At 62.7% G+C, this 21,958-nt stretch carries 20 protein-coding genes; 5 read left to right on the top strand and 15 right to left on the bottom strand.

The window, feature by feature from the left end:
* The first annotated feature begins 41 nt into the window (after positions 1–41).
* Genes IDH44_RS22375 through IDH44_RS22385 form a run of 3 tightly spaced genes read left to right on the top strand, consistent with a single transcriptional unit; the run spans position 42 to position 2,723 of the window.
* Positions 42–680, top strand: a complete 639-nt coding sequence (locus tag IDH44_RS22375) for a thiamine diphosphokinase (RefSeq protein WP_190921055.1) — start codon at positions 42–44, stop codon at positions 678–680.
* A 52-nt stretch (positions 681–732) separates the two neighbouring features.
* On the top strand, positions 733–1,209 hold the full coding sequence (locus tag IDH44_RS22380) for a PH domain-containing protein (RefSeq protein ID WP_190921088.1): 477 nt from the start codon (positions 733–735) through the stop codon (positions 1,207–1,209).
* Positions 1,209–2,723, top strand: coding sequence for a PH domain-containing protein (locus tag IDH44_RS22385; RefSeq protein WP_190921056.1), 1,515 nt, complete (start codon positions 1,209–1,211; stop codon positions 2,721–2,723). Before IDH44_RS22380 ends, IDH44_RS22385 begins: the two co-directional genes overlap by 1 nt.
* A 115-nt stretch (positions 2,724–2,838) precedes the next feature.
* On the opposite strand, the gene IDH44_RS22390 is transcribed toward IDH44_RS22385, so the two are convergent.
* From IDH44_RS22390 to IDH44_RS22405, 4 genes are read right to left on the bottom strand one after another with little or no spacing between them, the layout of a single operon-like run.
* On the bottom strand, positions 2,839–3,627 hold the full coding sequence (locus tag IDH44_RS22390) for an MBL fold metallo-hydrolase (protein ID WP_190921057.1): 789 nt from the start codon (positions 3,625–3,627) through the stop codon (positions 2,839–2,841).
* A complete protein-coding gene (locus IDH44_RS22395) occupies positions 3,624–4,292 on the bottom strand; it encodes a GNAT family N-acetyltransferase (RefSeq protein ID WP_190921058.1) in 669 nt (222 codons plus the stop codon). Before IDH44_RS22395 ends, IDH44_RS22390 begins: the two co-directional genes overlap by 4 nt.
* 21 nt (positions 4,293–4,313) lie before the next feature.
* Positions 4,314–4,976: a GNAT family N-acetyltransferase gene (locus tag IDH44_RS22400; RefSeq protein ID WP_190921059.1), complete on the bottom strand. Its 663-nt coding sequence runs from the start codon at positions 4,974–4,976 to the stop codon at positions 4,314–4,316.
* 6 nt (positions 4,977–4,982) lie between these two features.
* Positions 4,983–5,867 (bottom strand): carbon-nitrogen hydrolase family protein, encoded by an 885-nt coding sequence (locus IDH44_RS22405; protein WP_190921060.1) that lies wholly within the window; start codon positions 5,865–5,867, stop codon positions 4,983–4,985.
* Between the two features lie 180 nt (positions 5,868–6,047).
* Here IDH44_RS22405 and IDH44_RS22410 point away from each other — a divergent pair, with 180 nt between their 5' ends.
* Positions 6,048–6,545 carry a C40 family peptidase gene (locus IDH44_RS22410; protein WP_190921061.1) on the top strand — a complete coding sequence of 166 codons (498 nt, stop codon included), beginning with the start codon at positions 6,048–6,050 and terminating at the stop codon, positions 6,543–6,545.
* A 73-nt stretch (positions 6,546–6,618) separates the two neighbouring features.
* On the opposite strand, the gene IDH44_RS22415 is transcribed toward IDH44_RS22410, so the two are convergent.
* The 11 genes from IDH44_RS22415 to IDH44_RS22465 all read right to left on the bottom strand — a co-directional run bounded on the left by IDH44_RS22415 (position 6,619) and on the right by IDH44_RS22465 (position 20,949).
* Positions 6,619–7,995 carry a HAMP domain-containing sensor histidine kinase gene (locus tag IDH44_RS22415; RefSeq protein ID WP_190921062.1) on the bottom strand — a complete coding sequence of 459 codons (1,377 nt, stop codon included), beginning with the start codon at positions 7,993–7,995 and terminating at the stop codon, positions 6,619–6,621.
* The gene (locus tag IDH44_RS22420; protein ID WP_190921063.1) at positions 7,995–8,705 is read right to left on the bottom strand and encodes a response regulator transcription factor; all 711 of its coding nucleotides are present in this window, start codon (positions 8,703–8,705) and stop codon (positions 7,995–7,997) included. The genes IDH44_RS22415 and IDH44_RS22420 overlap by 1 nt, the downstream gene beginning before the upstream one ends.
* Positions 8,706–9,411: 706 nt before the next feature.
* Positions 9,412–10,974: an ABC-F family ATP-binding cassette domain-containing protein gene (locus IDH44_RS22425; RefSeq protein WP_190921064.1), complete on the bottom strand. Its 1,563-nt coding sequence runs from the start codon at positions 10,972–10,974 to the stop codon at positions 9,412–9,414.
* 134 nt (positions 10,975–11,108) lie between these two features.
* Entirely contained in the window at positions 11,109–12,743 is a 1,635-nt protein-coding gene (locus IDH44_RS22430) for a serine/threonine-protein kinase (RefSeq protein ID WP_190921065.1), read from the bottom strand.
* Positions 12,744–12,959: 216 nt separating this feature from the next.
* Positions 12,960–13,979 carry an SAM-dependent methyltransferase gene (locus tag IDH44_RS22435; protein ID WP_190921066.1) on the bottom strand — a complete coding sequence of 340 codons (1,020 nt, stop codon included), beginning with the start codon at positions 13,977–13,979 and terminating at the stop codon, positions 12,960–12,962.
* Positions 13,976–14,758, bottom strand: a complete 783-nt coding sequence (locus IDH44_RS22440) for an ABC transporter ATP-binding protein (RefSeq protein ID WP_190921067.1) — start codon at positions 14,756–14,758, stop codon at positions 13,976–13,978. The genes IDH44_RS22435 and IDH44_RS22440 overlap by 4 nt, the downstream gene beginning before the upstream one ends.
* A gap of 26 nt (positions 14,759–14,784) precedes the next feature.
* Entirely contained in the window at positions 14,785–15,624 is an 840-nt protein-coding gene (locus IDH44_RS22445) for a deoxyribonuclease IV (protein WP_190921068.1), read from the bottom strand.
* Positions 15,621–16,445, bottom strand: a complete 825-nt coding sequence (locus IDH44_RS22450; protein ID WP_190921069.1) for an Fpg/Nei family DNA glycosylase — start codon at positions 16,443–16,445, stop codon at positions 15,621–15,623. The genes IDH44_RS22445 and IDH44_RS22450 overlap by 4 nt, the downstream gene beginning before the upstream one ends.
* A 40-nt stretch (positions 16,446–16,485) precedes the next feature.
* On the bottom strand, positions 16,486–17,301 hold the full coding sequence (locus IDH44_RS22455) for an HAD-IIA family hydrolase (protein ID WP_190921070.1): 816 nt from the start codon (positions 17,299–17,301) through the stop codon (positions 16,486–16,488).
* Complete coding sequence (locus tag IDH44_RS22460; protein ID WP_190921071.1) at positions 17,252–18,667, bottom strand: ribonuclease H-like domain-containing protein; 1,416 nt, start codon at positions 18,665–18,667, stop codon at positions 17,252–17,254. The genes IDH44_RS22455 and IDH44_RS22460 overlap by 50 nt, the downstream gene beginning before the upstream one ends.
* A complete protein-coding gene (locus tag IDH44_RS22465) occupies positions 18,664–20,949 on the bottom strand; it encodes a DEAD/DEAH box helicase (protein WP_190921072.1) in 2,286 nt (761 codons plus the stop codon). Before IDH44_RS22465 ends, IDH44_RS22460 begins: the two co-directional genes overlap by 4 nt.
* 314 nt (positions 20,950–21,263) lie before the next feature.
* Here IDH44_RS22465 and IDH44_RS22470 point away from each other — a divergent pair, with 314 nt between their 5' ends.
* Positions 21,264–21,872, top strand: coding sequence for a nitroreductase family protein (locus tag IDH44_RS22470; protein ID WP_190921073.1), 609 nt, complete (start codon positions 21,264–21,266; stop codon positions 21,870–21,872).
* Positions 21,873–21,958 lie beyond the last annotated feature (86 nt).

The following is a 21,958-nucleotide window of genomic DNA, read 5'->3' on the forward strand; positions in this document are numbered from 1 at the left end:
GCGCAAGCCTTCGATTCTTGTAAGCGAGGAAGGATTCGAATATGAACCCACGCACACTCATTTTCAGCGGCGGCGCGCTCGGCGACTGGGCGCGCGCGCTGATTCGTCCGGGCGACCGCCTGATCGGCGCCGACCGCGGCGCGCGCTACCTCGTCGAGCACGGCTACGCGCCGGACCTCGCGATCGGCGACTTCGATTCGGTCAGCGCCGCCGAGCTGGCAGCCATCCGCGCCGCAGCGCGCGAGACAGCCGACTGCGATCCGGTGGACAAGGACTATACCGACACCGAGCTCGCCGTTCGACGCGCGCTGCAGGAGCGCCCGCGCGAGCTCGTGCTCGTCGGGGCGCTCGGCACCCGGCTCGACCATTCGCTCGCCAATCTTCACCTGCTGGAGCTGGCCCGCCGCAGCGGCGTCGAAGCCTCGATCGTCGACGCCCACAATCGCGTGCGACTGGTGACGCAGCAGCTGCAGCTCGAGCGCAGCGCCTATACCCATGTGTCGCTGCTCCCCTTGAGCGAGCGTGTCGCGGGCATCACGCTCGAGGGCTTCCGCTACCCGCTGCGCGAGGCGGAGCTCGCACTTGGCCAGTCGCTGGGCATCAGCAATGTGCTGGAGGGCGAGCGCGGCTCGATTGCCGTACGCGCGGGTCTACTGCTCGTCATTGAGACGCACGATTGAGGCCCGCAGCGGACGCGACAACCCTAGTCTGAGGAGGATGCAACCCGTGGATATGGATAAGCCCAGTCAAAAAATCGACCCTGGCGCGCTCAAGGCCTGGCGCGTATCCGGTATGCTCTCGGCCGTCTGCTACAGCATTGCTGTCGCCGTGCTGATCTGGCTGACGGTACGTCTGGATTGGCCGATCTGGGTCTGGATTACGGCCGTCCTGCTCGCCGGCGCGGGCGCCACTCTCGAGATTGCCGTCCTCCCCGCCGTCAAATACCGCCAATGGCGCTATGCCGTAGACGACGAGCAAATCGAGCTGCGCCATGGCATCATCGTCTTGAAGCGCACGACCATCCCGATGGTGCGCGTGCAACATGTCGACACGAAGCAAGGTCCGATTCTCAAGCGTTACGGCCTGGCGACCGTAACCTTCTCGACCGCGGCCGGCAGTCACGAGATACCCGCGCTGACCGAGCGCACAGCCGACGAGATCCGCAGCCGCATTGCACGACTGGCCATCCTGTCCGAGGAGGAGCTGTGATGGATAAGACGTCGCATGCGCGCCGGATGCATCCGCTGTCCGTCGTTTTCTTTATCGGCAAGGCAATCAAGGACTTGCTGTATCCGCTGCTCGTGTTCGTCGTATCGACCCTGCTGCGCGGCGAGGTCAGTCTGAAGTGGATCATCGGCGGCGGCGGCGGACTGGCCGCGCTGCTGCTCGTCGTCGCCTGGCTGCAGTGGTACCGATTCGTCTATGTGCCGACGACCGGCGGGTTGCGCGTGGAGCAAGGCGTATTCGTCCGCAAAAAGCTGTGGCTTACCATGGACCGCGTCCAGTCGGTCGACGATTCGGCCGGCGTGCTGCATCGCCTGTTCGGGCTGGTGAAGCTGCAGGTAGAGACCGCCGGCGGAAAGAAACCCGAGATCGAGCTGAGCGGCATCACGCTCGCGGCAGCAGCCGAAATACGCGATGCCCTGGGACTGACGGCCTCGTCCAACGAAGCGGATTCCGCTCCGGCAGCCGACGAACAGCCTGAGCTTGACGCCGCGGCCCGGTCTGACACAGACGCCTCGCCGGACCGGGCCGCGGCATCGCTCCGGCTGTCCCTGCCACAGCTGCTGCTCTACAGCGCAACCTCAGGTCGGATCGGCGTCGTGCTGGCGCTGCTGGGCGCCGCCTATTCGCAGCTCGACGATTGGCTGGAGCAGACCTTCGATGTCTGGGACACGATCCTCTTGCTCGGCAGCGCGGCCGGATGGACTTGGCTCGGACTGATGCTGCTGGCCGCCGCCTGGCTGCTGGCCGCGGCCGGCACGATCATCCGGGACTACGGCTTCACGATCGAGCTGAGAGACGAGCGTCTCACCATTCGGCGCGGCTTGCTCGAGCGCAAGCAGGTGACTGTACCGCTGCAGCGCATTCAGGCGGTCCACCTCGTCGACAATCTGCTGCGCCGGCCGCTGGGACTCGTCACCGTCCAAGTCGTCACTGCCGGCTATTCCGGCAAGGAGGGCCAGGCCGCCATGCTTTTTCCGTTGGTCAAAGAAAGCGAGCTGGCCCGATTTTTGCAGCAATTCGCCCCGGCTTATCGACTGCCGCAGCAATGGAATCCGTTGCCGCGCCGAGCGCTGCGCAGCTACGTCGCCGTGCCGACCGCCGCTGCCTCGCTTGCCGCAGCAGCCATTATCATTTGGGCGCCCGCTCCTTACAGCTGGCTTAGCGCAATCCTGCCGCTCTTGACGCTGCTGGAGGGCTGGATGCGCTACCGCCTCGGCGCGTGGACCGTCGTGGACGACGCCCAGCAGTTGGCGCTGCGCTACGGCAGCTTGAGCCGTCATCGTGTGCTTGTCCCTCGCAGACGCGTGCAGTGGCATCGCCTGTCGCAGACACCGCTTCAGGAAGGGCGCTCGCTAGCGACCGTCCATGTAGCCGTCGCATCCGGCATGTTGCCCGCCGTGTTTCACATCCGTCACCTGGGCGTCGATCATGGCGCACAGGTGCGCGGCTGGCTCGCCTATCGCTCCGGCGGCGCCGACAGCGACGGCAACGCCTGACGCCTAGATCGATCACCAAAAAGACGCTGGCAGGCCGCGATTCGCCTGCAAGCGTCTTTTTTTGCTTCGCCTTCAGCGGTCGACGCGAGCCGTCTCGCCTTCGCTCATCTCGACCCTACACCTCGATGCACAGGCCGCTCTCGCCGAACGACGCGTGCGCCGGCAGGCCGTAGTCGCGGCACAAGTCCAGATCATGCGAAAGGTGCGTAAAGACTGTGCGCTTGGGCACTAGCTCCTTCAGCAGCTCCAGCGCTTCGCACACATCGTAGACCGACCGCGTCGCGAGCGGGAACGGTTCCTTGTAAAAGCTCGTGCCGAGAACCAGCAAATCGAGCCCGCGCAGCGGCTCCAGCTGGCCAGGCGTCAATCCGATCGCATCCGAGCAGTAGGCCCAGCTGAATCCGTCCTGGCGATCGAACCGAAACGCATGCGAAATCCCGTTTTTGCCGTGATTGACGAGCCAGCACCGCACGTCCCAGTCGCCGAGCACGAGCCCGTCGTCGCAAGGGACCAGCTCCAAGTGACGGTCCAGCCAGGGGAACTGGCCGCGAATCTGAGCGATTGTGCGCGCAGGCGCGTAGCATTGCCCCGCGCGGCCTAACCAGCGGCACGCATCCGCCCACTCCACCAGCCCCCCGATATGATCAAAATGCGCATGCGTCACCAGAATGCGGTCCACCGTCCGCAGTCCGGCCGCGGCCATCTGCCGCCCCCAGTCCGGACCGCAATCAATCAATGTATGCCCGCTCCCAGGATCATCGATGTGAAGCGAGGCGCGCAGCCTCCGGTTGCGGCCGCTCGCACGCGCCTCCGTACAGACCTCGCAGTCGCAATAGACCCGCGGCACGCCCATGGCGTCTCCCGTGCCGAGCAGGGTGAGATGCGTCGTGGCGCGCTCGCTCATAGCGGCAGCAGACCTACAGCCTCCTGGCCTTGGAGACCGGCCATCATGTCGTCCCACGCACGCGGCTTGTTCGGCAGCGCCGTATAGTACGTCTGCAGGAAGTGATGGACGAGCCCGGCCGGTATTTGATCGAGCCCGTCGTCGGACGGCAGGAAGCACAGATCCAGCCCTTCGACCGCCAGGCCCTGATGATCCCAGGACGGGTGCACATAGGTCAGATCGAGCCGCTTGTACCCGATATGCGACAGTACCTCGCGCCGCACGTACGGATTCATCGGCGTCACGCCGCCGAAGCCATGGTCGGTGGCGTACGGATTGTACACCTCCGCGAACATGCCGATCGGCTCGCTGCCCGACGCCTTCGCCAGCTCGCGAATCGCGCGTTCGCGATACTTCAGCAGGAACCGTCCGATCCCCAGACCGGGCCGACCGACGATCGTGAAGTCAGTCATCGCGACGCGCAGCGCGGCATAATAACGGTACTCGGTCGCACCGACCACCTCGTCATCATGGATCGCCACGACGACGTGAATGCCCGGGTCCTGGAGCGGCGCTTCCCACAAGCCGGCTTCCAGCACCTCCTCGGGAGGGAATACCTCCTGCATCAGCCGATGCAGCTCTTCAAAACGCGGATCTTGAATCGATACGATACGATGGGCTTTCATGCTCAGGACTTCCTCTCTTTGTCAAATGAAAAATGGATTGCGCCATTCCATCAGCGCGGCACAGTCGCAGGACTCCTCGTCCTCCAAATAGCCGCGCACCGTGCCGGCCGGCATGCGGCCGCAGCGCAGCAAAAAAGACAACACCGGATCGCGCAGCTCGCCTCGGATGACGCGCTCCACGTAGGCGTCCGGAGAGAGCGTTGCCGCATGCCGATGATAATTGGGCATGCGCCCGCCGCCCACGAGACGCGAAAGGCCCAGATGGACGACCACCTCGTACATCGACTGCATCAGCCATTTGCCGATCCCGGTCGCGCGATAGGCCGGGGCGACACAGATATCGACAACGTACAGCACTTGGCCCTGCGGATCATGATTGCGAATGTAGCCGTCGTCAGTGATGGCCGCCCAGGTGTGCCCGCCCGCCAGTTGATTCTCGCCGACCCGGAGCGCCGTCATCGAGCCCGCCAGCCTCCCGTCGATCTCCGCACAGAGCGCGCCCTCCTGGAAGCGGCCGACATGCTCGCGCAGCTGCGCTTCGTTCCACCACAGCTCGGGCGGGAAAGGCGGCGGGAAGCTCTGGCGCTGAATATCGATCAGCCCCTCGAAATCGTCCGGGCCGTAACGGCGAATGGCGGCGCGCTGCGCGGTCTGCTCGCCAAGGATGATGAACGACTTGTGCATGAGCCCTCAGTCCCCCTGCTTGGCGCCGGGCCGCCAGTCGGGATACAGGTCGATCCGCCGGTCGCGCCACGTCGTCACCGCGCCGCTCTGCCGCACCCGCTCCAACAGGCCTACGTCGAGATCAGCCGCGACCAGCATCGGCTGATTGATTACGCCCTCGGCCAGCAGTCCTGCCGGCGGGAAGGGGATGTCATTGGGCGAGATGATGGCCGCCTGTCCGTAGTTGGCGCGCATAAAATCGACGCTGCGCAGCGAGCCCACCGTGCCGGTCGTCACGATGTACACCTGATTCTCGACCGCGCGCGCATGGCAGCAATAGCGCACGCGGTGATAGCCATGCCGATCGTCGGTGCAGGAGGGACAGAAGATGACATCCGCCCCCCTGGCCCTCGCCATCCGCACAATCTCCGGAAATTCAATGTCGTAGCAGGTAAGCAGCGCAATCGTGCCATACGGAGTCTGGAATACCTCCAGTCCTTCGCCCGGCGACATCCCCCACTCGCTGACCTCCGTCGGCGTCAGATGCAGCTTGGCCTGACGAGCGATCGTGCCGTCCGGATAGAACAGATACGCCGTATTGCGAAGCTTGCCCGCCTCGCGGCGCACATGGGTTCCGGCTACGATATGGACGCCATACTCGGAGGCAAGCGCACGGAACAGCGCCTCGTACGCATCTGTGAATTCGGGCAGCCGCTCGATCGGAAGGCCTTCTCCTGCGCCGCCTCGCGTCCCGATCGACAACAGCTGCGTCGTCAAAAATTCCGGGAACAGCACAAACTGCACCTCGTATTCACTAGCGTTGCGCACGTAATGCCGGACCTGTGATTCAAAGTCGGAAAACGCCTCGATATCGGTCAGATCGTACTGTACGGCTGCTACGCGATAGGTCATCGTCATCCCCCCCCCCCGCTTATGATGAGAAATTTCTCATTAAATTTTAATAAATAAAGTGCAACCTTTGGCGAACCCAGTTATTAATTCTTTTTGTCAATTTAAGGAAATCAATAAAGTGTTATACTGTTTTCGCAGCCAGAAAAGAACAAACAATTTATTTTATGGAGGTAAGTGCCATTGTTTATGACCAGACTCATTCGTAAAGTCATCATTGCCGGTCTAGTCGCAGTCGTCAGCATGTCTGCGGCCAGCGCTGTCGAACAAGCCCCCGTCGCAAGCGCGGCATCCGCATCCGTTACCAAAGCCAACAACATTATTAATACAGGGGAAAAATATTTGGGCGTACGCTATAAATTCGGCGCGCCGTCGGGCGTAACCTATGCCTTTGACTGCTCGTCCTTCACCCAATATGTATATAAGCGCAACGGCATCTCATTGCCGCGCACATCCAAAGCGCAATCCAAAAAAGGCGCGTACGTATCCAAGTCCAATCTGAAAAAAGGCGATCTTGTCTTTTTCTCCGTTCCGTCCCGGGGAAGTGGCGTAGGACATGTCGCCATTTATGCAGGGAACGGACGCCTTCTGCACACTTACGGAACAGGCGGCGTCCGCTATTCCAGTCTCAACGCCTCTTATTGGAAGAAAAATTACGTCACCGCACGCCGCGTCATTTAAGACGCGGTACATACACTGGCTGTCTGTACAACCATTGATCCGGCCTAGCCGCCGATCAATGGTTGTTTTGGTTCTAATCCAGCGAAGATTCCAGCCGGCGCTGCTTCGGGAACTGCAGCGCGATGGTCGTGCCCTGCTGGAGCTTGCTGAACACCTCGATCTTGCCCTCGTGCAGCTCGACGATCCGCTTGGCGATCGACAGCCCCAGCCCGACGCCTCCCGTCGAACGGGTCCGCGCGCCGTCAACCCGATAGAAACGCTCGAACAAATACGGAATTTCCTTCTCCGGAATGCCCATGCCTTTATCCGCTACCTCGATTCGAATGGCATTCTTGCCGGACTGCACCGTAATATCAATCGGCTCCTTGCTGTACTTGATCGCGTTATCCACGAGAATGACCAGCAGCTGCCGGACCTTGTCCTTGTCCGCAGTCATGCTCGCTCCGCCCGACTCGGAGCGTACACGCACGACCCGCCCGAACGTATTGTGCATCATCGCGGCCAACTCGTCGATCATCTTGACGACATCGAACGTGCCCAGCCGCAGCCAGTCCTCCTGTTCGGCTTCGGCCAGTGTCAGCATCGACTTGGTCAGATTTTGCAAGCGCTGCGCTTCGTTGGAGATCGCCTCCACCGCCTCGTCCCGCACCTTGGCGTCGTCTCGTCCCCAGCGCCTGAGCATGCCCGCGTAGCTGCTGATGACCGTCAGCGGCGTCTTCAGTTCATGCGAGGCGTCGGCGACGAACTGCTTCTGTCGCTCAAAGGTGCGATCGAGCCTGGCAATCATCTGGTTGAAGGCGCGAATCAGCTGTTGCAGCTCCGCCGACTCCTCCTTGCCGTCCAGCTCGATCTGCCTCAGCTTACCGCTGCGGTCGATCTCCCGCATGGTCTGGACCATGTGCTGGATCGGCGCGGTCAGCCGTGAGGTGAACCAGTACGTCCCGAAGATCGCGAACAGAATCGCGCCGACGCTCGTGACCGCCAGCGCACCCACGAGCACCTGAAGGTAGCTGTCCAGCAGATTCAGCTTGCGGGTAATCTCCAGCATTCCAATGACATTCATGTCATCGTAGATGGGCACCCGCAAATAAATAACCCGCTTGCCCGCGTAATTGATAATGTCGGTGTCGCGGCTCCAGCTGAATTCGACCGGTATCTCCAGCAGCTCGGGATCTGAGCCGACCTGGTTGAGCACGACCCCTGTCGTCCCGACGATGCGAATGACCTCGTTGATGTTGTAAAATTCGCTTAGCAGCTTGGGGTCATCAAGCGATCGCGCCTCCTGCACCTTCTTGTTCTCGAGCAGCAGGTCCACTTTGTTTTCCAGCAGCTGCTGCTCGCTGCGCGTCGTAATCTTAATGACGAAGAAATAGACAAAAATGTTGAATAAAATAAGGATGAAAATTAACCAAAAAATTGTAAATAAAGTAAACCGCTTGCGGAGTGTCATCATTCCGGCTCCTTGAGCATATAGCCGACCCCCCGCACAGTATGAATCAGCTTGTGGCGGAAGCCTTTATCGATTTTTTGACGCAAATAACGAATGTACACATCGACTAGATTCGTTTCTCCAATAAAGTCGTAGCCCCACACCTCGGAGAGGATTTCCTCGCGGGATTTCTCCTGATTTTTGTGCTCCGCCAAATAAACCAGCAACTCGAATTCGCGCGGCGTCAATTCGATCGACACCTCTTTGCGCGTCACCTTGCGGGTGCGCAGCTCGATAGTCAGATCTGCAACGCGCAGCAGATCGGCTCCGTCTGCGTTCTTCTTCTTCTGCTGAAAAATACGCAGCAGATTGCGGACGCGCGCAAGCAATTCTTCCATCGCAAACGGCTTGGTAATATAATCGTTGGCCCCGTGCTCAAAGCCGCTTACCTTATCCGGCACGGTATCGCGCGCAGTCAGCAAAATAATCGGCACCGGGTTGCCGGCGTTGCGCAGCCTGCGCAGCACCTCAATACCGTTAAGCTCGGGAAGCATCACGTCCAGCAACAACAGATCCCATTCGCCGGTCATGGCCATTTCCAGTCCCATGCGCCCGCTCTCGGCACGACCGACCTCATAGCCCTCGTGCTCGAGCTCCAGTTGCAGAATACGTGCAATACTATCTTCATCCTCAACGACGAGCAGTCGTTCTTGCTGTTCTTTTTGTTCCATGTCGCTCACCTTTTTCGGCAGACCGTCCGCAGACAGCCGTAAAATTAGACACTGCACGGTGACGCCAATTGCGCTCCGTATCGCAGATGCAGCCAACGCATTATGCAACGCCGGCAGACGAGATCATCGATCGTCGCCCTGAGCTAATCATAATGGAACGCGCGGCCCAAAAGCAAGCAAGCGCGGCTTGGCCATGCCGGCCCAAAGCAAGTATGCCGTCTTTGGCAGCCATGTCGGTGCGGCGCGCGTTTGCTCTCTCGGGCAGCTGTGTCGATGCGGCGCGCAAGTATCAACACACAGCGAAGGCAGAGCGCTGAGCGCTCTGCCTGGCAAGGCATGATTTACCAACTGCCGCTAGCGGACACAGGAGGCGCTTAGCGCTTAATTTGCATCGCTTGTCCGTTCTAACGGACAAGCGCGACGCTTAGAAGCGGCTGCGCGCCAATATCCGCTCTGTTTGAGGCACTAAGCGTCTCTGGTGACCGTTACAATTCCAGATCGTCCGTTTGGGTACGCTAAGCGTCGCTGATGAGCGTTGGCGGGATTCGTACTGAATACCGATAGCCTCATAATGAGCGGGGTGAGCGCGATACGGACTGTTGACCGTCAGCGCGCGCGCATGTCGATCGGTTGAAGCCTTTGCTCTGATCGAGCAGAACGCTTCGCTTTCTTCCAATCGCGCACGCAGCTCCTTGCCCGATGCGTCCTATTGCGCCGCGCTTCGCTGCGCGGACCACGCTTCGACGTCCCACACCTTTGTCACCCAGTCAGTGTAGAATTCCGGTTCGTGCGAGACCAGCACAATCGTGCCCTTATAGGCCATCAGCGCCCGCTTCAGCTCGGCCTTGGCCACCACATCGAGATGATTCGTCGGCTCATCGAACAGAATCCAGTTGCTCTCGCGAAGCATCAGCTTGCAAAGGCGCACCTTCGCCTGCTCGCCCCCGCTGAGTTGATTGAGACTCCGCGTAATATGCTCGTTTTTGAGACCGGTCCTGGCCAGCGCCGCTCTGACCTGATGCTGATCCATATACGAGAATTCGCCCCAGACATCGTCCAGCGGCGTGCGCGCCTGCGCCTTCGACTCCTGCTCGAAGTAGGCCGGATGCAAATAATCCCCCAGATACGTCTTGCCCCCAAGCGGCGACAAGGTGCCCATGATCGTTTTGAGCAGCGTCGATTTGCCGACGCCGTTGCAGCCGACAATCGCGATCTTGTCGCCGCGTTCGATCAGCATATCGAGCGGCGGCAGCAGCGCCCGGGAGTAGCCAATCTCCATCTGCTCGCCCTGGAAGATCGTTTTGCCGCTGGTGCGCGCTTCCTTGAATTGAAAGGTGGGCTTGCCCGCCTCCTCCGGCTTGTCGATCCGCTCGAGCCGCCCGAGCTGCTTCTCGCGGCTCTTTGCGCGGCCCGAGGTAGAGGCCCGGGCTTTGTTGCGCTGGATGAAGTCCTCCTGCTTTTTGATATAGTCCTTTTGCTTCTCATAGGCGTCCAAATGCTGTGACTTGCTCTGCGCCGCCATCTCCAGGAAGGTCTCGTAATTGGCCGTGTAACGCGTGAGCTTGGCGAATTCGAGATGATAGATGACGTCGACCACCTGATTCATGAAGCTCGTGTCATGCGAGATGAGCACGAAGGCATGCGGGTACGACTTGAGATAAGTGGTCAGCCAAGCGATGTGCTCGTCGTCCAAATAGTTGGTCGGCTCGTCGAGAAGCAGCACCGTCGGCTTCTCCAGCAGCAGCTTGGCCAGCAGCACCTTCGTGCGCTGTCCGCCGCTGAGCGCGGCGACGTCGCGTTCGAGACCGATTGCCGCCAGGCCGAGCCCGTTGCCCATCTCCTCCACCTTGGCATCGACCAGGTAAAAGTCGCCGATCTCCAGCTCCTCCTGAATCTCGCCCATCCGTTCCAGCAGCCGCTCGAGCCGGTCGGAATCGGCCTCGGCCATTTGCTCCGCAATGTCATTCATTTCGCGCTCCAGCTCCAGCAAGGGCAAAAAAGCATCCTTGAGAACGTCGCGGATCGTCTTGCCGGTCTCCAGCTTCGTGTGCTGATCGAGATAGCCGTATTTAATCTTCGGGGTCCACTCCACCCGGCCTTCGTCCTTCAATTGCTGACCGGTCAAAATATTCATCAGCGTCGACTTGCCCGTGCCGTTCGCGCCGACCAGACCGACATGCTCGCCGGCCAGCAAGCGGAACGACACATCCTTGAACAAAATCCGATCGCCGAAACCATGTGTTAATTGATCTACCGTTAACAAGCTCATACCTGCATACGACTCCATTTCCTGTCAAATTAAATGCAATGCGAAACGAGCATGCCGTGCTTTGGCGGCCCAGCGAGTTTCGTTGAAAATGCTATGTCCCTCATTGTATCACAGGAGGGGGCCGCTTGCCGAGATCAAGTCTGAATCTGTGCCCACAGCGGCTCCAATCGGCGCATGTACAGCTTGCGCCAACGCGCGGAATCGGTGAGCCAGCGCCCGCGCCACAGGCAGTCCGCCCATTGCGCCGACGGCAGCTCCGGCAAAGCGCACAGCAGCTCGGCCGGCACCATGCGCAGCCACTCCTCCCTGCCGGCGAACGCCAGATCCTTGTTGGCCGCCCAGAAGGTGCGCAGTCCCCGAGAGGCGCGCGCCTCCGACAGCTCGCGCAGTCTGCCGACGGCGCGCGGCCTCCATCTCGCCGGCCAGGGGTCGGCGACGAACAGGCAGTGCTCGGCCTGCTCCAGCAGCGCCGCTACCGCCGGATCGGTCCAGCGGCCGGACAAATCGATGACGGCCAGCGGCGCCGCCGACTCGCTCGCCAGCCGCTCGAACGCGGCGGAGTCCGCCTCCTCCATGCGGGCATGCGAAGGCTCCAGGGCGTACCATGACCCGCCGTCGCGCCAACCGCGATAAGGGTACTCGCTCTGCGGGCCTTGCCGGTCGCGGCCCGCAGAGCGCTGGGATTCGGGCAGCAGGGCATGCCACTGCGCAGCGCCAAGCGGATGCTCGAGCGCCACGAACGGCTGTCGGCGATGCGCGAGCAGCTTGGCGATCGTGAGCGCGACGAATGTCGCGCCCGAGCCAGGCGCCAGCGACGCGATCACGAGCCGCTTCGGCGCACCCGGCAGCGTGCGCGTCGCGAGCGGCTCCGCCGCCTGGAACGACGCGAGCGCGCCGCCGCCGACGAGGTCGGCGGACAGGACATGGAGCGTCTCGCGTACCTCCTGCATCGAGGCGGGGCGCCGCGCCGGATCGAGCTCCAGCATCCGCTCCAGCAGCGCCGTCAGCGCACGCGGCAGCCGGCTGAAGCGCATGCCCCGCAGCGCTTCGCCCGCGCGTGGATGACGCCCCCCGCTGACCAGCCAGTATAAGAGCGCGCCCAGACCATAGATGTCGGCGCGCGCGTCGCTCTGCGCCGCGCCGCCCTGCTCCGGCGCGGCAAAGCCCGGCGTGCCGAGCAGCTGCGTATCGGTCAGCGCTTCCTCGCTGTAGTAGCGGGCGATGCCAAAGTCGATCAGCTTGAGATGTCCGCCGGGCTCGAGCATGACGTTGCCCGGCTTGAGATCGCGGTGAATCACCGCCGGAGACTGGCGATGCAAATACGCCAGCACCTCGCTGAGCTGCCGCGCGATCGGCACCAGCTCCGCCGCCTTTAGCGGTCGTCCGAGACGCGCGGCGTACGCATGCAAAGTCTCGCCTTCGACATAGGCGGTCACCATCGCGATCCGCCCGTCGGCATCGGGCCCGCAGCAATCCGCGAGGACGGGCAAGTAGGGATGGCTCAGGCGCATCAGCATCTGCGCTTCGCGCAGCGCCTCGCGCGCCGCAGCTTCCGCGCGGGCGCGCCCCTGTGCCGCATGGTCCGGGGCGGGGCTCTCCGTCAGCTTGACCGCCCAGCGCCGCCCCGGCAGGCGCAAATCTTCGGCCGCATACACCGCTCCCATGCCGCCCCGTCCGACGATGCCGGTAATGCGGTAGCGCCGGGCGATGACCGTGCCGGGCTGCAATTCCGTGCCCCACTGTTCCTCTCCGAGCCGGATTTCGTTCATGAATGATGTCCCCCTTCGATTTTTTGAACTTGCCGATATGGTCGCCGTCCGACAATGCTCGCCGGATCGGTTAACTGAAAAAGCATCCCGAAAGAAATGTCGCGGCTGCGACAGCTTCCTTCGGGATGCTTTCCCGTTTGTTTGCGTTATGGTGGGAGAAATCGGAGAGCAGGAGGTCGGACGCTTCGCTTCTCCAACGCCTCTCCGGCTGCTTGGTCAACCGCGCTTGCACAAATGCAGCGTAATCTCGTCGCGATTGTGGAACAACTGCTTGGCCTTGCGCAGCTCGAAGCCTTGCTCGAGCCGCCCGATCACGTCGCGAATCGTCTGCAGCGGCTTGCGATGCATCAGCTTGACGGTGACGATCGCATGCGCGCCGCTGCGCAGCGCCTCCCGCAGATCGAGCACCAGCTTGCACATGAGCGTCGGACTCCAGCTCATATCGCATACGAGCAGATCGAAGGCGTACGGCTGCAGCTTCGCCTCCGAGGCATTCTGCCGCAGCACGGTCAAGCCCGGGTGCCCGTGCAGCGACGGATGCAGCTCGGCCGGATCGATCGCCGTGACGCGCAGGCCCCGCTCCAGCAGCAGCGATGTCCAGCCGCCCGGCGCCGCGCCCACATCCAGCGCCTGCTCGAACTGCTGCAGCGACAGGTCAAAGCTCCGCTCGGCCTCCAGCAGCTTGAACTTGGCCCGCGAGATCTGGCCGTCCTCGCGCTGGAAGCGCACGGCCCCGCCCGGCCAATCGGACAGCATGCCCTCCGGCGAGCCCCAGCCGACCAAGAGGCGGTCCGTCGTCGCATACAGCGACAGGATCAGCTCCGGGTCCTGTAGCGCGTGCCGGCCGCCCAGTTCGGTCAATACGGCATCGAGCAGCGCCTTGGTGTCGGCGGCCGAATACGGGAACGGACTGGCTTGCATTTTGCGCAAATGAACCGCGATTCCGCGCCCCTCGAACACGTGGCGGGCATGCCGAATCAAGCCGGTCAGCTCCTCCAGATCGTCTGCGTCTCCGCTGAGCGGCAGCTCGCGGTCGACCGGCTGCACATGACGCAGGAAGATCGGCTCGTTGGCCAGTATCGTCTCCCATACCGTGTCGCGCTCCCCCTGCGCCTCAAAAAGAAACGTCTCGCCGGGCTCCAGCTGGCGGCAGGAAATTGCCCCGAGCGTGCGACGCAGCTCTTCCATTGCATAGGAAGCGTAGCCCTTGTTAGCCGTCCCGATCCATATGCTCACCGGGACGGGTCCCCCAGAGCGACGCGAATCCAAGGCCGGTCGTGCGCCCATTCGACCTCGATCGGCAGCTCGTAAGCGCGGCTCAGGATCTGCGGCGTCAGCACCTCGCGTTTCGGACCTGCGGCGGCTACCCGCCCCTCGTGGATGAGGGCGACGTGTGTGAACATCGGGACGATTTCCTCGATATGATGCGTGACGTACACCGCCATCAGATGATGCCGGGTCAGTCGATTGAGCTCGACCAGGAATTTCTCGCGCTCGTACAAGTCGAGTCCGGCGCACGGCTCGTCCATGATCAAGATGCGCGGATCGGCCATCAGCGCACGTGCAAGCAGCGCTTTTTTGCGCTCGCCCTGCGACAGCGTCCCCAGCGGCTGATCGGCGAGATGGCCGATTCCCATATCGGCCAGCATGGCGCGGGATTTGTCCTGCACCTCCTGCGGGATGTCCTGATAAAAGCGCAAAAACGCGTAAGCGCCCGTCGCGACAACCTCCCAGACCGGATCGCCCAGCGTCAGCTTTTCCATCAGCGACTGGCTAATGTAGCCGAGCTGCTTGCGCACCTCGCGGACGTCGCAAGCGCCGAAGCGGTTGCCCAGCACGTCGACCGTACCGGAGCTCGGGAACAGGTACCCCGTCATCATTTCCAGCAGCGTCGTTTTGCCCGAGCCGTTGCGCCCCAGAATGACCCAGTGCTCGCCCTCGTTCATGCGCAGCGTGACCCCGTCAAGGATCGTCCGGGCATCGCGGCGCAACTGCAAGTTTTGCAATTCGATCATGATTTCCAGCTCTCCCACTTTCTCATTTATGAATCGCCCGCCAGCCAGCCTTGCAGCCGATTGAGCTGGGCCGCGTGCGTGTGGACGCCGGGCTGCGGCGTCTCCAGCACGAGCGGCGCCGCCGCAATCTCGGGCACGGCGAGGATCGCCCTCAATCCTTCCGCGCCGATCTGTCCCTCGCCCAGCGCCGCATGCCGATCGCGTCGCGCGCCGCTCTCGAATATCGAATCGTTGAAGTGCACGGCGCTCAGCTCCGTCAGCACGCCGCTGTCGCGGGCCCGGCGCAGCCATTCGCCTCCCGGCGAGCCGTCCCATACTCCGCTGGCGAACAAGTGGCATGTATCCAGGCAGTACCCGATTTGGTCCGGGTAGCGGGCCAACTGGCGAATCTGCGCCAGCTCCTCGAAGGTCGTGCCCATGCGCGCGTGATCCCCGGCCTGATTCTCGACGAGCAAGCGCGCCTTGCCGTCCCAGCCCTCCAGGACGAGATCGAGCATCCGGATGATGCTGCGATAGCCCGCCAGCAGATCGTCTCCCTTGTATACGCCGAAATGAACGACGGTGCCCAAGGAGCCGCAGGCCTCGACAATCTCGAGATCGTTGCGCAGCGAGGCTGCGGTGCGGACGATCTGCTCCTCGTCTTGCGCGGCCAGATTCGCCGGGTACGGCGAGTGGCCGATCGACACGATTCCCCGCTCCCGGCAATACGCAGCGCAGCGGGCGGCATCGGCGCGGTCATACCGTTTGATCGCCAGCCCGCGCGGATTTTTGGGGAAGTATTGGAAGGCAGTTCCCCCGAGCGCCGCCGCTCGCTGAGCCGCGCCCAGATAGCCCTTCACCGTGCTGACGTGACAGCCGATCTTCACTGTCCGTGCTCGCCTTGACAGACCGGACAGTAAAAAGCCTTGCGCGACGACACCTGCGTCCGCACGATCGGGCTGCCGCAGGTCAGGCACGGCTCGCCCTCGCGGTCGTACACCTTGCAGTGCGCATTGTAGGTGCCGGTCAGCTTGTCGTCGTGCGTGAACGGCTGCTCCATGTAGCCCCCCAGCGCCGCCGCCTCGGGCAGCACCGCCATCATGCCCGCGTACAGCCGCTCCCAATCCGCCTCTGCCAGCTCGGGTATGCGCGCGCTCGGCCGCACGCCCGCGGCAAACGCGATCTCGTCGGCATAGCAGTTGCCGATTCCCGCTATGACATGCTGATCGGTGAGCGCCGACTTGACAGTGCCGCGCTTGCCCTTGAAGCACGCCCGAAAGCGCTCGGCGGTCATGCGCTTGTCAAACGGCTCCGGCCCAAGTCCTTCGAGCTGTGCCTCCACCTCGCGCACACTGAGCAGGTGGAGATAGCCTAGACGCAGGCCGATGAAGTACAAGCTGCCTCGCGTCAGCCGCAGCGTTACCTGAACGGTGCGGCTTGGCCGGTCTTCCTCTTCCTGTCCGTAATACATTGAGCCGCCGAGCATCAGATGCAGCAGCAGCCGGCGTCCGTTGTCCAGATGCAGCAGCAGATTTTTGCCGCGCCGCTCCACGTACCAGACGACGCGCCCGGTCAGCTCCTTGTCGAATTGCTCGGCCGGCACATTGATCGACTTGGCGCGGGTCACCTCCGTGCCGACGATCGTATCCCCCACGAGCTTCTCGGAGAGCAGCGTGCGATACGTCTCCATCTCCGGCCATTCCGGCATGGTTCATCTTCCTTCCTGCGTAAAGCACTTGTTGTCCTCTTTATGTCCGGAGCATCGCGTTCATATACCGCTCCAATTGCATGAGGTCCTCAAAGATCAGATCCGGCGAAATGCCCGCCCTCTCGGTGTCGCTTCGCAGCGAGGCGGCTGTGGTCACGCCGGTCAGCACGAGTACCGCTCCGCAGCCGGCGCGCCGTGCCGCGGCAATGTCGGTCGCCATGTTGTCCCCGACCATCCAGACGCTCCCGGGCGTCATGCCCAGTCTGGCCAGCGCATAGCTGACCAGGATCGGCGAAGGCTTGCCGATGATCGTCGGTTCGCGCTGCCCGGCGGCCTGCAGCATCGCCCCGAGCGCGCCCGCGCCCGGCTCCAGGCCGTCTTCGGTCGGCAGCAGCAGATCGGGATTCGTCAATATGTAGGCCGCACCCGCGCGGATCAGCCGCGCGGCATGCGACAGCTTCGGATAATCGAAGCCGCGGTCGATCCCCTGCAGCACATAGTCCGCAGACTCCTCGACCAGCGCCAGACCGGCCTGCTCGGCGGCAGTCCGCAGGCCGACCTCGCCGACGATGTGCACCGGCGCGCCCGGACTGCGTCCGGCGATATAAGCGGCCGCCGCCTGAGCGGACGTGCAGACCTGCTCGGCCGCGGCCGGTATCCCCATCGTCTGCAGCCGCTCGGCCACCGCTTCCGGCGCAAGCGAGGAATTGTTCGTCACGAACAAATAAGGCAGCTCGGCCGCTTGCAGCGAAGCCACCCAACGATCGGCTCCCGGAATCATTCGCCGACCGTGATAAAGCGTGCCGTCAAGGTCGATCAACAGCCCTTGCGGAACGTCTGTGCGCTTGCCCTCCATAGCTCCCATTCCCCTTGTTGGTTTTTCGCTGCAGCCGCTCCAGGCGGCTGCGAATCGCGGTCAGATGCGCCCGCGCGCTTCCCCCTGCACGCTCCAGCCCGGCGCGCCTGAGCGCCAGCCGCTCGGCCGCCTCGGCGTAGCGGATCGCGGCCTTCAGGTCGCGCACCCGATGCTCGTAGTACATGGCCAGCTCAATATGCGCGTCCAGACAGGGCGCAGCCGCCTCCTCCGCTTGCAATGCGATCTTCTGCCACAATACCACAGCCCGCCGCCAATTACCAACTTTCTTGTCGCGCGCGGCGAGCGGCAGCGCCCATGGCCCGGCGCCGGACATTTCCGCCGTCAGCCGCTCATAGCGGCGTTCGGCTTCGTCGGACGCGCCCATTTTTTCGAGCCAGAGCGCGGTGCGCATCCGCTCCTCGCCATGCTCGGGCTCGGGCAGCTGCAGCTCGCCGCCCAGCAGCCGGCCGAAGCGAATGGCCAGCGCCGCCAGCGACAGCATGTCCAGCTCATTGTGGCGAAAGACGCCCGCCAGCGGAGCGGGATCGCCGTCCGCGAGATAGCGGAAGTAGATCGCCGGCGCCTCCGAGCCCGGCACATCGTGCTCGCGCCGAATGCCGAGCCGCTCCTCCTCGACATGGCTCAGTCTGCAGGAGGTCAGCGTATTGCGCCAGATGCTGCGCGACGGGTGCAAAAAATCGAGATGCCGCAGCGCCTCCCGCCGCCGGCCGAAGCCGTTCATAATATAACGGCCGGCCAGCACCGGCCAATCGAAGGTTTTGCCGTTGTAGGTCACGAGGTAGGACCGGCCTTGCATGCGCTGCTCGAGATAGGCCAGCATCGCCCGTTCCTCGGCCGGATGGCGAATGAAGAGCTGCTCGACGACGAAGCGCTCGCCCGCCGCATAAGCGATGCCGACCATGAACGGCACGTTGCCCGTGCCGACGCCCAGCCCCGTCGTCTCCAGGTCCAGGAACAGCAGATTGTCTGCGCTCGGGAGCGGCGCCTCCGGATCGGCGCGATGAAAGGCCGCCAGCGCCCCTGCAGCCGGCGCCAGCTCGCCCAGCACATGCAGGCCGTGACGCGCGTCGAGCGCGTGCTCGACGCGGCGCAGCAGGAAGCTGCCCTGCTCGCCGACATGCTCGTCCACCTGCAGCCGCGCCCACGCCGCAGCCTCGCTGTGGTCCGTCGAATCGAACGCGGCCATCGAAGCCGCGGCCGCCGCAGTCTCGCGCGCCGACGAACCCGGTCCGTCCTCGGCCGTCTTGCGCTCGTCGACGTCCGGCTCCGTCTGCGGCCGTGGATCCTGCTCCGGCGCAGGCGTCCCGCCGCGCAGCCGCAGCATGCGTTCGCGCAGACCGCTCATCGGCTTGCCTCCGCTTCCGCCAGCAGCTCGAGCGCATGCGACTTGCCGAGCAATCCGACCTCCTCGATCGGCCCGACGCAGGCCGGACAGCCGCTCAGACAGGTGCAGGAGGCGATCAGCTCGCGCGCGCGGCGCAGCAGCTCGCCATGGACGTCGTAGAGCCGCTCGGACAGGCCGATGCCGCCGGGATAACGGTCGTAGAAGTAGATCGTCGGACGCTTCGTATGGACGGCCTTGACCTGCGGCACGACGCGAATATCGAGTGGGTCGCACATCAGGTAGAGCGGAGCGATATGGATGAGCACATTGGCCAGGCCGAGCAGCGCATGCTGCATCTCGCTCGTGCCCTTGCGCGCCGCAGCCGCCTCGCTGAAGGCGAACCAGTAGCCGCTCGTATGCAGCTCCTCCTCCGGCAGGTGAATCGGTCCGGAGCCGATGTTCTCATGCGTGCGCAGCCGAATTTTTTTGAAGATCGTGGCCTTGGCGTTGACCGTGACCTCGCCGTACTGGCGCTCCAGCTCGCCCGCCTCAACCGACTTGTCCACATGCAGTACCTTGAGCTCGACCGCCAGATTGGCGTCGGTGAAATAATCGACGTCGACCTCGCGGACATACGCTTTTTTCTCCGGGTAATCCAGCTTCTCCACCTGATATTGCACGCCCTCGTGCAGATAGATTGCTTCCTCGTGGATCAGCGTCGGCGCGCTGAAGCGATCGACCTCGCCGAGCACGCGGCTGCCGCTGGTCAGATCGATGATGATGAAATTCTCCTGCGCCGCCGAACGCAGCGAGATGTTGTGCGCGGGAAAGGACTGCTCCATCCAGTACCAGCGCCCGGCGCTGTGATGCAGCACCTTCTCCTCGGCGAGAAATTCCAGCATATCACGAAGCGGCTCTCCGCCGAACGTATCCCCTTCTTCGAACGGCAGCTCGTAAGCCGCGCACTTGATGTGATCGATCAGAATGAGCAGGTTGTCCGGATGGATCAGCGCGCGCTCGGGCGGACGATTGAAAAAAAATTCCGGATGCTCGGTGATGTACTGATCCAGCGGATTGCTGCTCGCCACCATAAACGTGACCGAGCTGCCCTGACGGCGACCGGCGCGGCCCGATTGCTGCCAGGTGCTGGCGATCGTGCCCGGATAGCCGTTGAGTACGCAGGCCTGCAGTTGACCGATGTCGATGCCCAGCTCCAGCGCATTGGTGCTGACTACGCCGCGGATCTCCCCGCTGCGCAGACCGCGCTCGATCTCGCGTCTGAGCTTCGGCAGGTAGCCGCCTCGATAGCCGCGGATCGTCTTCGGCCCGAGCTCTCCCTTCACTTGCTCCTGCAGGTAGGTCAGCAGCAGCTCCACCCGCACGCGGCTGCGGGCGAAGACGATCGTCTGCACGCCCTGACGCAGCAGCATGCCCGCCAGGCGGCGCGTCTCCAGCACGCTGCTGCGGCGGATGCCGAGCTGCTTGTTGACGACGGGCGGGTTATAGAAGACAAAATGTTTCTCCCCCGCCGGCGCGCCGTTGTTGTCCACGAGCGTCACCGGCACGCCGAGCAGCCGCTCGGCATGCTCACGCGGATTGTCGATCGTCGCCGAAGCGCAGATGAACTGCGGCGACGAGCCGTAGAACCGACAAATGCGCTTCAGGCGGCGGATCACGTTGGCCACATGGCTGCCAAAGACGCCCCGGTAGGCATGCAGCTCGTCAATGACGATATATTTGACATTCTCAAACAGCTTGACCCACTTCGTATGGTGAGGCAAAATTGCGGCATGCAGCATGTCCGGATTGGTCACGACGATGTGGCCCGCGTTGCGAATCGCCGTACGCACCGTCGGCGGCGTATCGCCGTCGTAGGTATGCGTTTTGAGATCGACCTCCATCGCAGTCGCCAGCTCCTGCAGCTCGGCCACCTGATCCTGGGCCAGCGCCTTGGTCGGAAACAGGTACAAGGCCCGTCCCTCGTCATCGTGCAGCAGCGACTGCAAGACCGGCAAGTTGTAGCATAGCGTCTTGCCCGAAGCCGTCGGCGTCACGGCAACGACATTCGCGCCGCCTTGCACCGCTTCGAACGCCTCGTGCTGATGCGTATAGAGCTCGCCGACGCCGCGGCCGCGAAGCGCAGCCGCCAGCTTGGGATGGAGAGCGGACGGCAGCGCGCGCGTCACCGCCGCCCGTGCGGGCAGGGTGTGCCAATGCGTCACCTGATTCATAATCTGGGGGTCACGACGCACCTCATCCAGCCACTCCTCCAGGCTGTCGGCCACGCCCGTCCATCGATTCATTCCGCTTCGCTCCTTCAATTTCCCGTTTGATTTCCTGTTGTCTTCTATTCTACAGAATATACGTTCCCCCGGCAATCCCCATTCGATTGTCGAATATTCAGAATTTTTAGATCCTTTCGCTCGACAGGCGCAGACTTCCGGGCAGATAAGCGGGCTTCTTGTCGCTTCCTGCGCTTTCCCGGGAAAAGTTCCATTTCCCGCAGACGGCCGATCCTAATCCATGCCGAGGGGATTCGTCGGCGCTTTCGCACTGGAAGTGTGCGAGGAATTGGGATACAATGGGTCCATGAACCAAGAAAGGTGGAGTTATACATATGCTACCCTCAGACAAGGATGAGCCGCTTAGTAGCGAGGCGGTCAAGCACCGCCCTACGGATTACGACATCAACCCGTTGATTCTGAACCGCTGGTCCCCGCGCGCCTTCGCCGACCGCGCGGTTGCGGAGCGGGACCTGCACGCCATTCTCGAGGCGGCCCGCTGGGCGCCCTCCTCATCGAATCTCCAGCCCTGGCGCTTTATCGTCGCTGCGAGCGAGGAGCAGAAGGCCCGCTTCCACAGCTTCATCAACGACGGCAACCTGATCTGGTGCAAGCATGCGCCCGTGCTGCTGCTCGTCGTCTCCAAGACGACCAACAACAAGGGCGGCATGAACCGCTCGCATGCCTTCGACGCCGGCGCAGCGTGGGGCTATCTCGCGCTTGAGGCGTGCCGCCGCGGCATGATTGCCCACGCAATGGGCGGCTTCAATGCCGACCAGGCGCAGCACGAGCTCTCCATCCCGAATCAATATGCCGCACTGGCGGTTGTTGCCGTCGGCTACCAGGGCGATCCTGCGATGCTTCAAGGCCAGCTGCGCGAACGCGAGCACCCTTCCTCCCGTATGCCGCTGAACGATATTATCATTGAAGGGTCATTTGCCTGAGCGGACGAGAGCGCCTGTCAGCATTTAATTAATCTCATTAATCATTAATGTCACTAATGAATAATGAAAATAGACGCGCCACGATT

The organism is Paenibacillus sabuli (assembly GCF_014705605.1).
GTDB lineage: Bacteria > Bacillota > Bacilli > Paenibacillales > Paenibacillaceae > Paenibacillus_D > Paenibacillus_D sabuli.

What these genes read in the sequence shown, in the direction of transcription:
- IDH44_RS22375 (WP_190921055.1), top strand. Translation starts at nt 42, where the DNA reads ATGAACCCACGCACACTCATTTTCAGCGGCGGCGCGCTCGGCGACTGG.
- IDH44_RS22380 (WP_190921088.1), top strand. Translation starts at nt 733, where the DNA reads ATGGATAAGCCCAGTCAAAAAATCGACCCTGGCGCGCTCAAGGCCTGG.
- IDH44_RS22385 (WP_190921056.1), top strand. Translation starts at nt 1,209, where the DNA reads ATGGATAAGACGTCGCATGCGCGCCGGATGCATCCGCTGTCCGTCGTT.
- IDH44_RS22390 (WP_190921057.1), bottom strand. Translation starts at nt 3,627, where the DNA reads ATGAGCGAGCGCGCCACGACGCATCTCACCCTGCTCGGCACGGGAGAC.
- IDH44_RS22395 (WP_190921058.1), bottom strand. Translation starts at nt 4,292, where the DNA reads ATGAAAGCCCATCGTATCGTATCGATTCAAGATCCGCGTTTTGAAGAG.
- IDH44_RS22400 (WP_190921059.1), bottom strand. Translation starts at nt 4,976, where the DNA reads ATGCACAAGTCGTTCATCATCCTTGGCGAGCAGACCGCGCAGCGCGCC.
- IDH44_RS22405 (WP_190921060.1), bottom strand. Translation starts at nt 5,867, where the DNA reads ATGACCTATCGCGTAGCAGCCGTACAGTACGATCTGACCGATATCGAG.
- IDH44_RS22415 (WP_190921062.1), bottom strand. Translation starts at nt 7,995, where the DNA reads ATGACACTCCGCAAGCGGTTTACTTTATTTACAATTTTTTGGTTAATT.
- IDH44_RS22420 (WP_190921063.1), bottom strand. Translation starts at nt 8,705, where the DNA reads ATGGAACAAAAAGAACAGCAAGAACGACTGCTCGTCGTTGAGGATGAA.
- IDH44_RS22425 (WP_190921064.1), bottom strand. Translation starts at nt 10,974, where the DNA reads ATGAGCTTGTTAACGGTAGATCAATTAACACATGGTTTCGGCGATCGG.
- IDH44_RS22430 (WP_190921065.1), bottom strand. Translation starts at nt 12,743, where the DNA reads ATGAACGAAATCCGGCTCGGAGAGGAACAGTGGGGCACGGAATTGCAG.
- IDH44_RS22440 (WP_190921067.1), bottom strand. Translation starts at nt 14,758, where the DNA reads ATGATCGAATTGCAAAACTTGCAGTTGCGCCGCGATGCCCGGACGATC.
- IDH44_RS22450 (WP_190921069.1), bottom strand. Translation starts at nt 16,445, where the DNA reads ATGCCGGAATGGCCGGAGATGGAGACGTATCGCACGCTGCTCTCCGAG.
- IDH44_RS22455 (WP_190921070.1), bottom strand. Translation starts at nt 17,301, where the DNA reads ATGGAGGGCAAGCGCACAGACGTTCCGCAAGGGCTGTTGATCGACCTT.
- IDH44_RS22460 (WP_190921071.1), bottom strand. Translation starts at nt 18,667, where the DNA reads ATGAGCGGTCTGCGCGAACGCATGCTGCGGCTGCGCGGCGGGACGCCT.
- IDH44_RS22465 (WP_190921072.1), bottom strand. Translation starts at nt 20,949, where the DNA reads ATGAATCGATGGACGGGCGTGGCCGACAGCCTGGAGGAGTGGCTGGAT.
- IDH44_RS22470 (WP_190921073.1), top strand. Translation starts at nt 21,264, where the DNA reads ATGCTACCCTCAGACAAGGATGAGCCGCTTAGTAGCGAGGCGGTCAAG.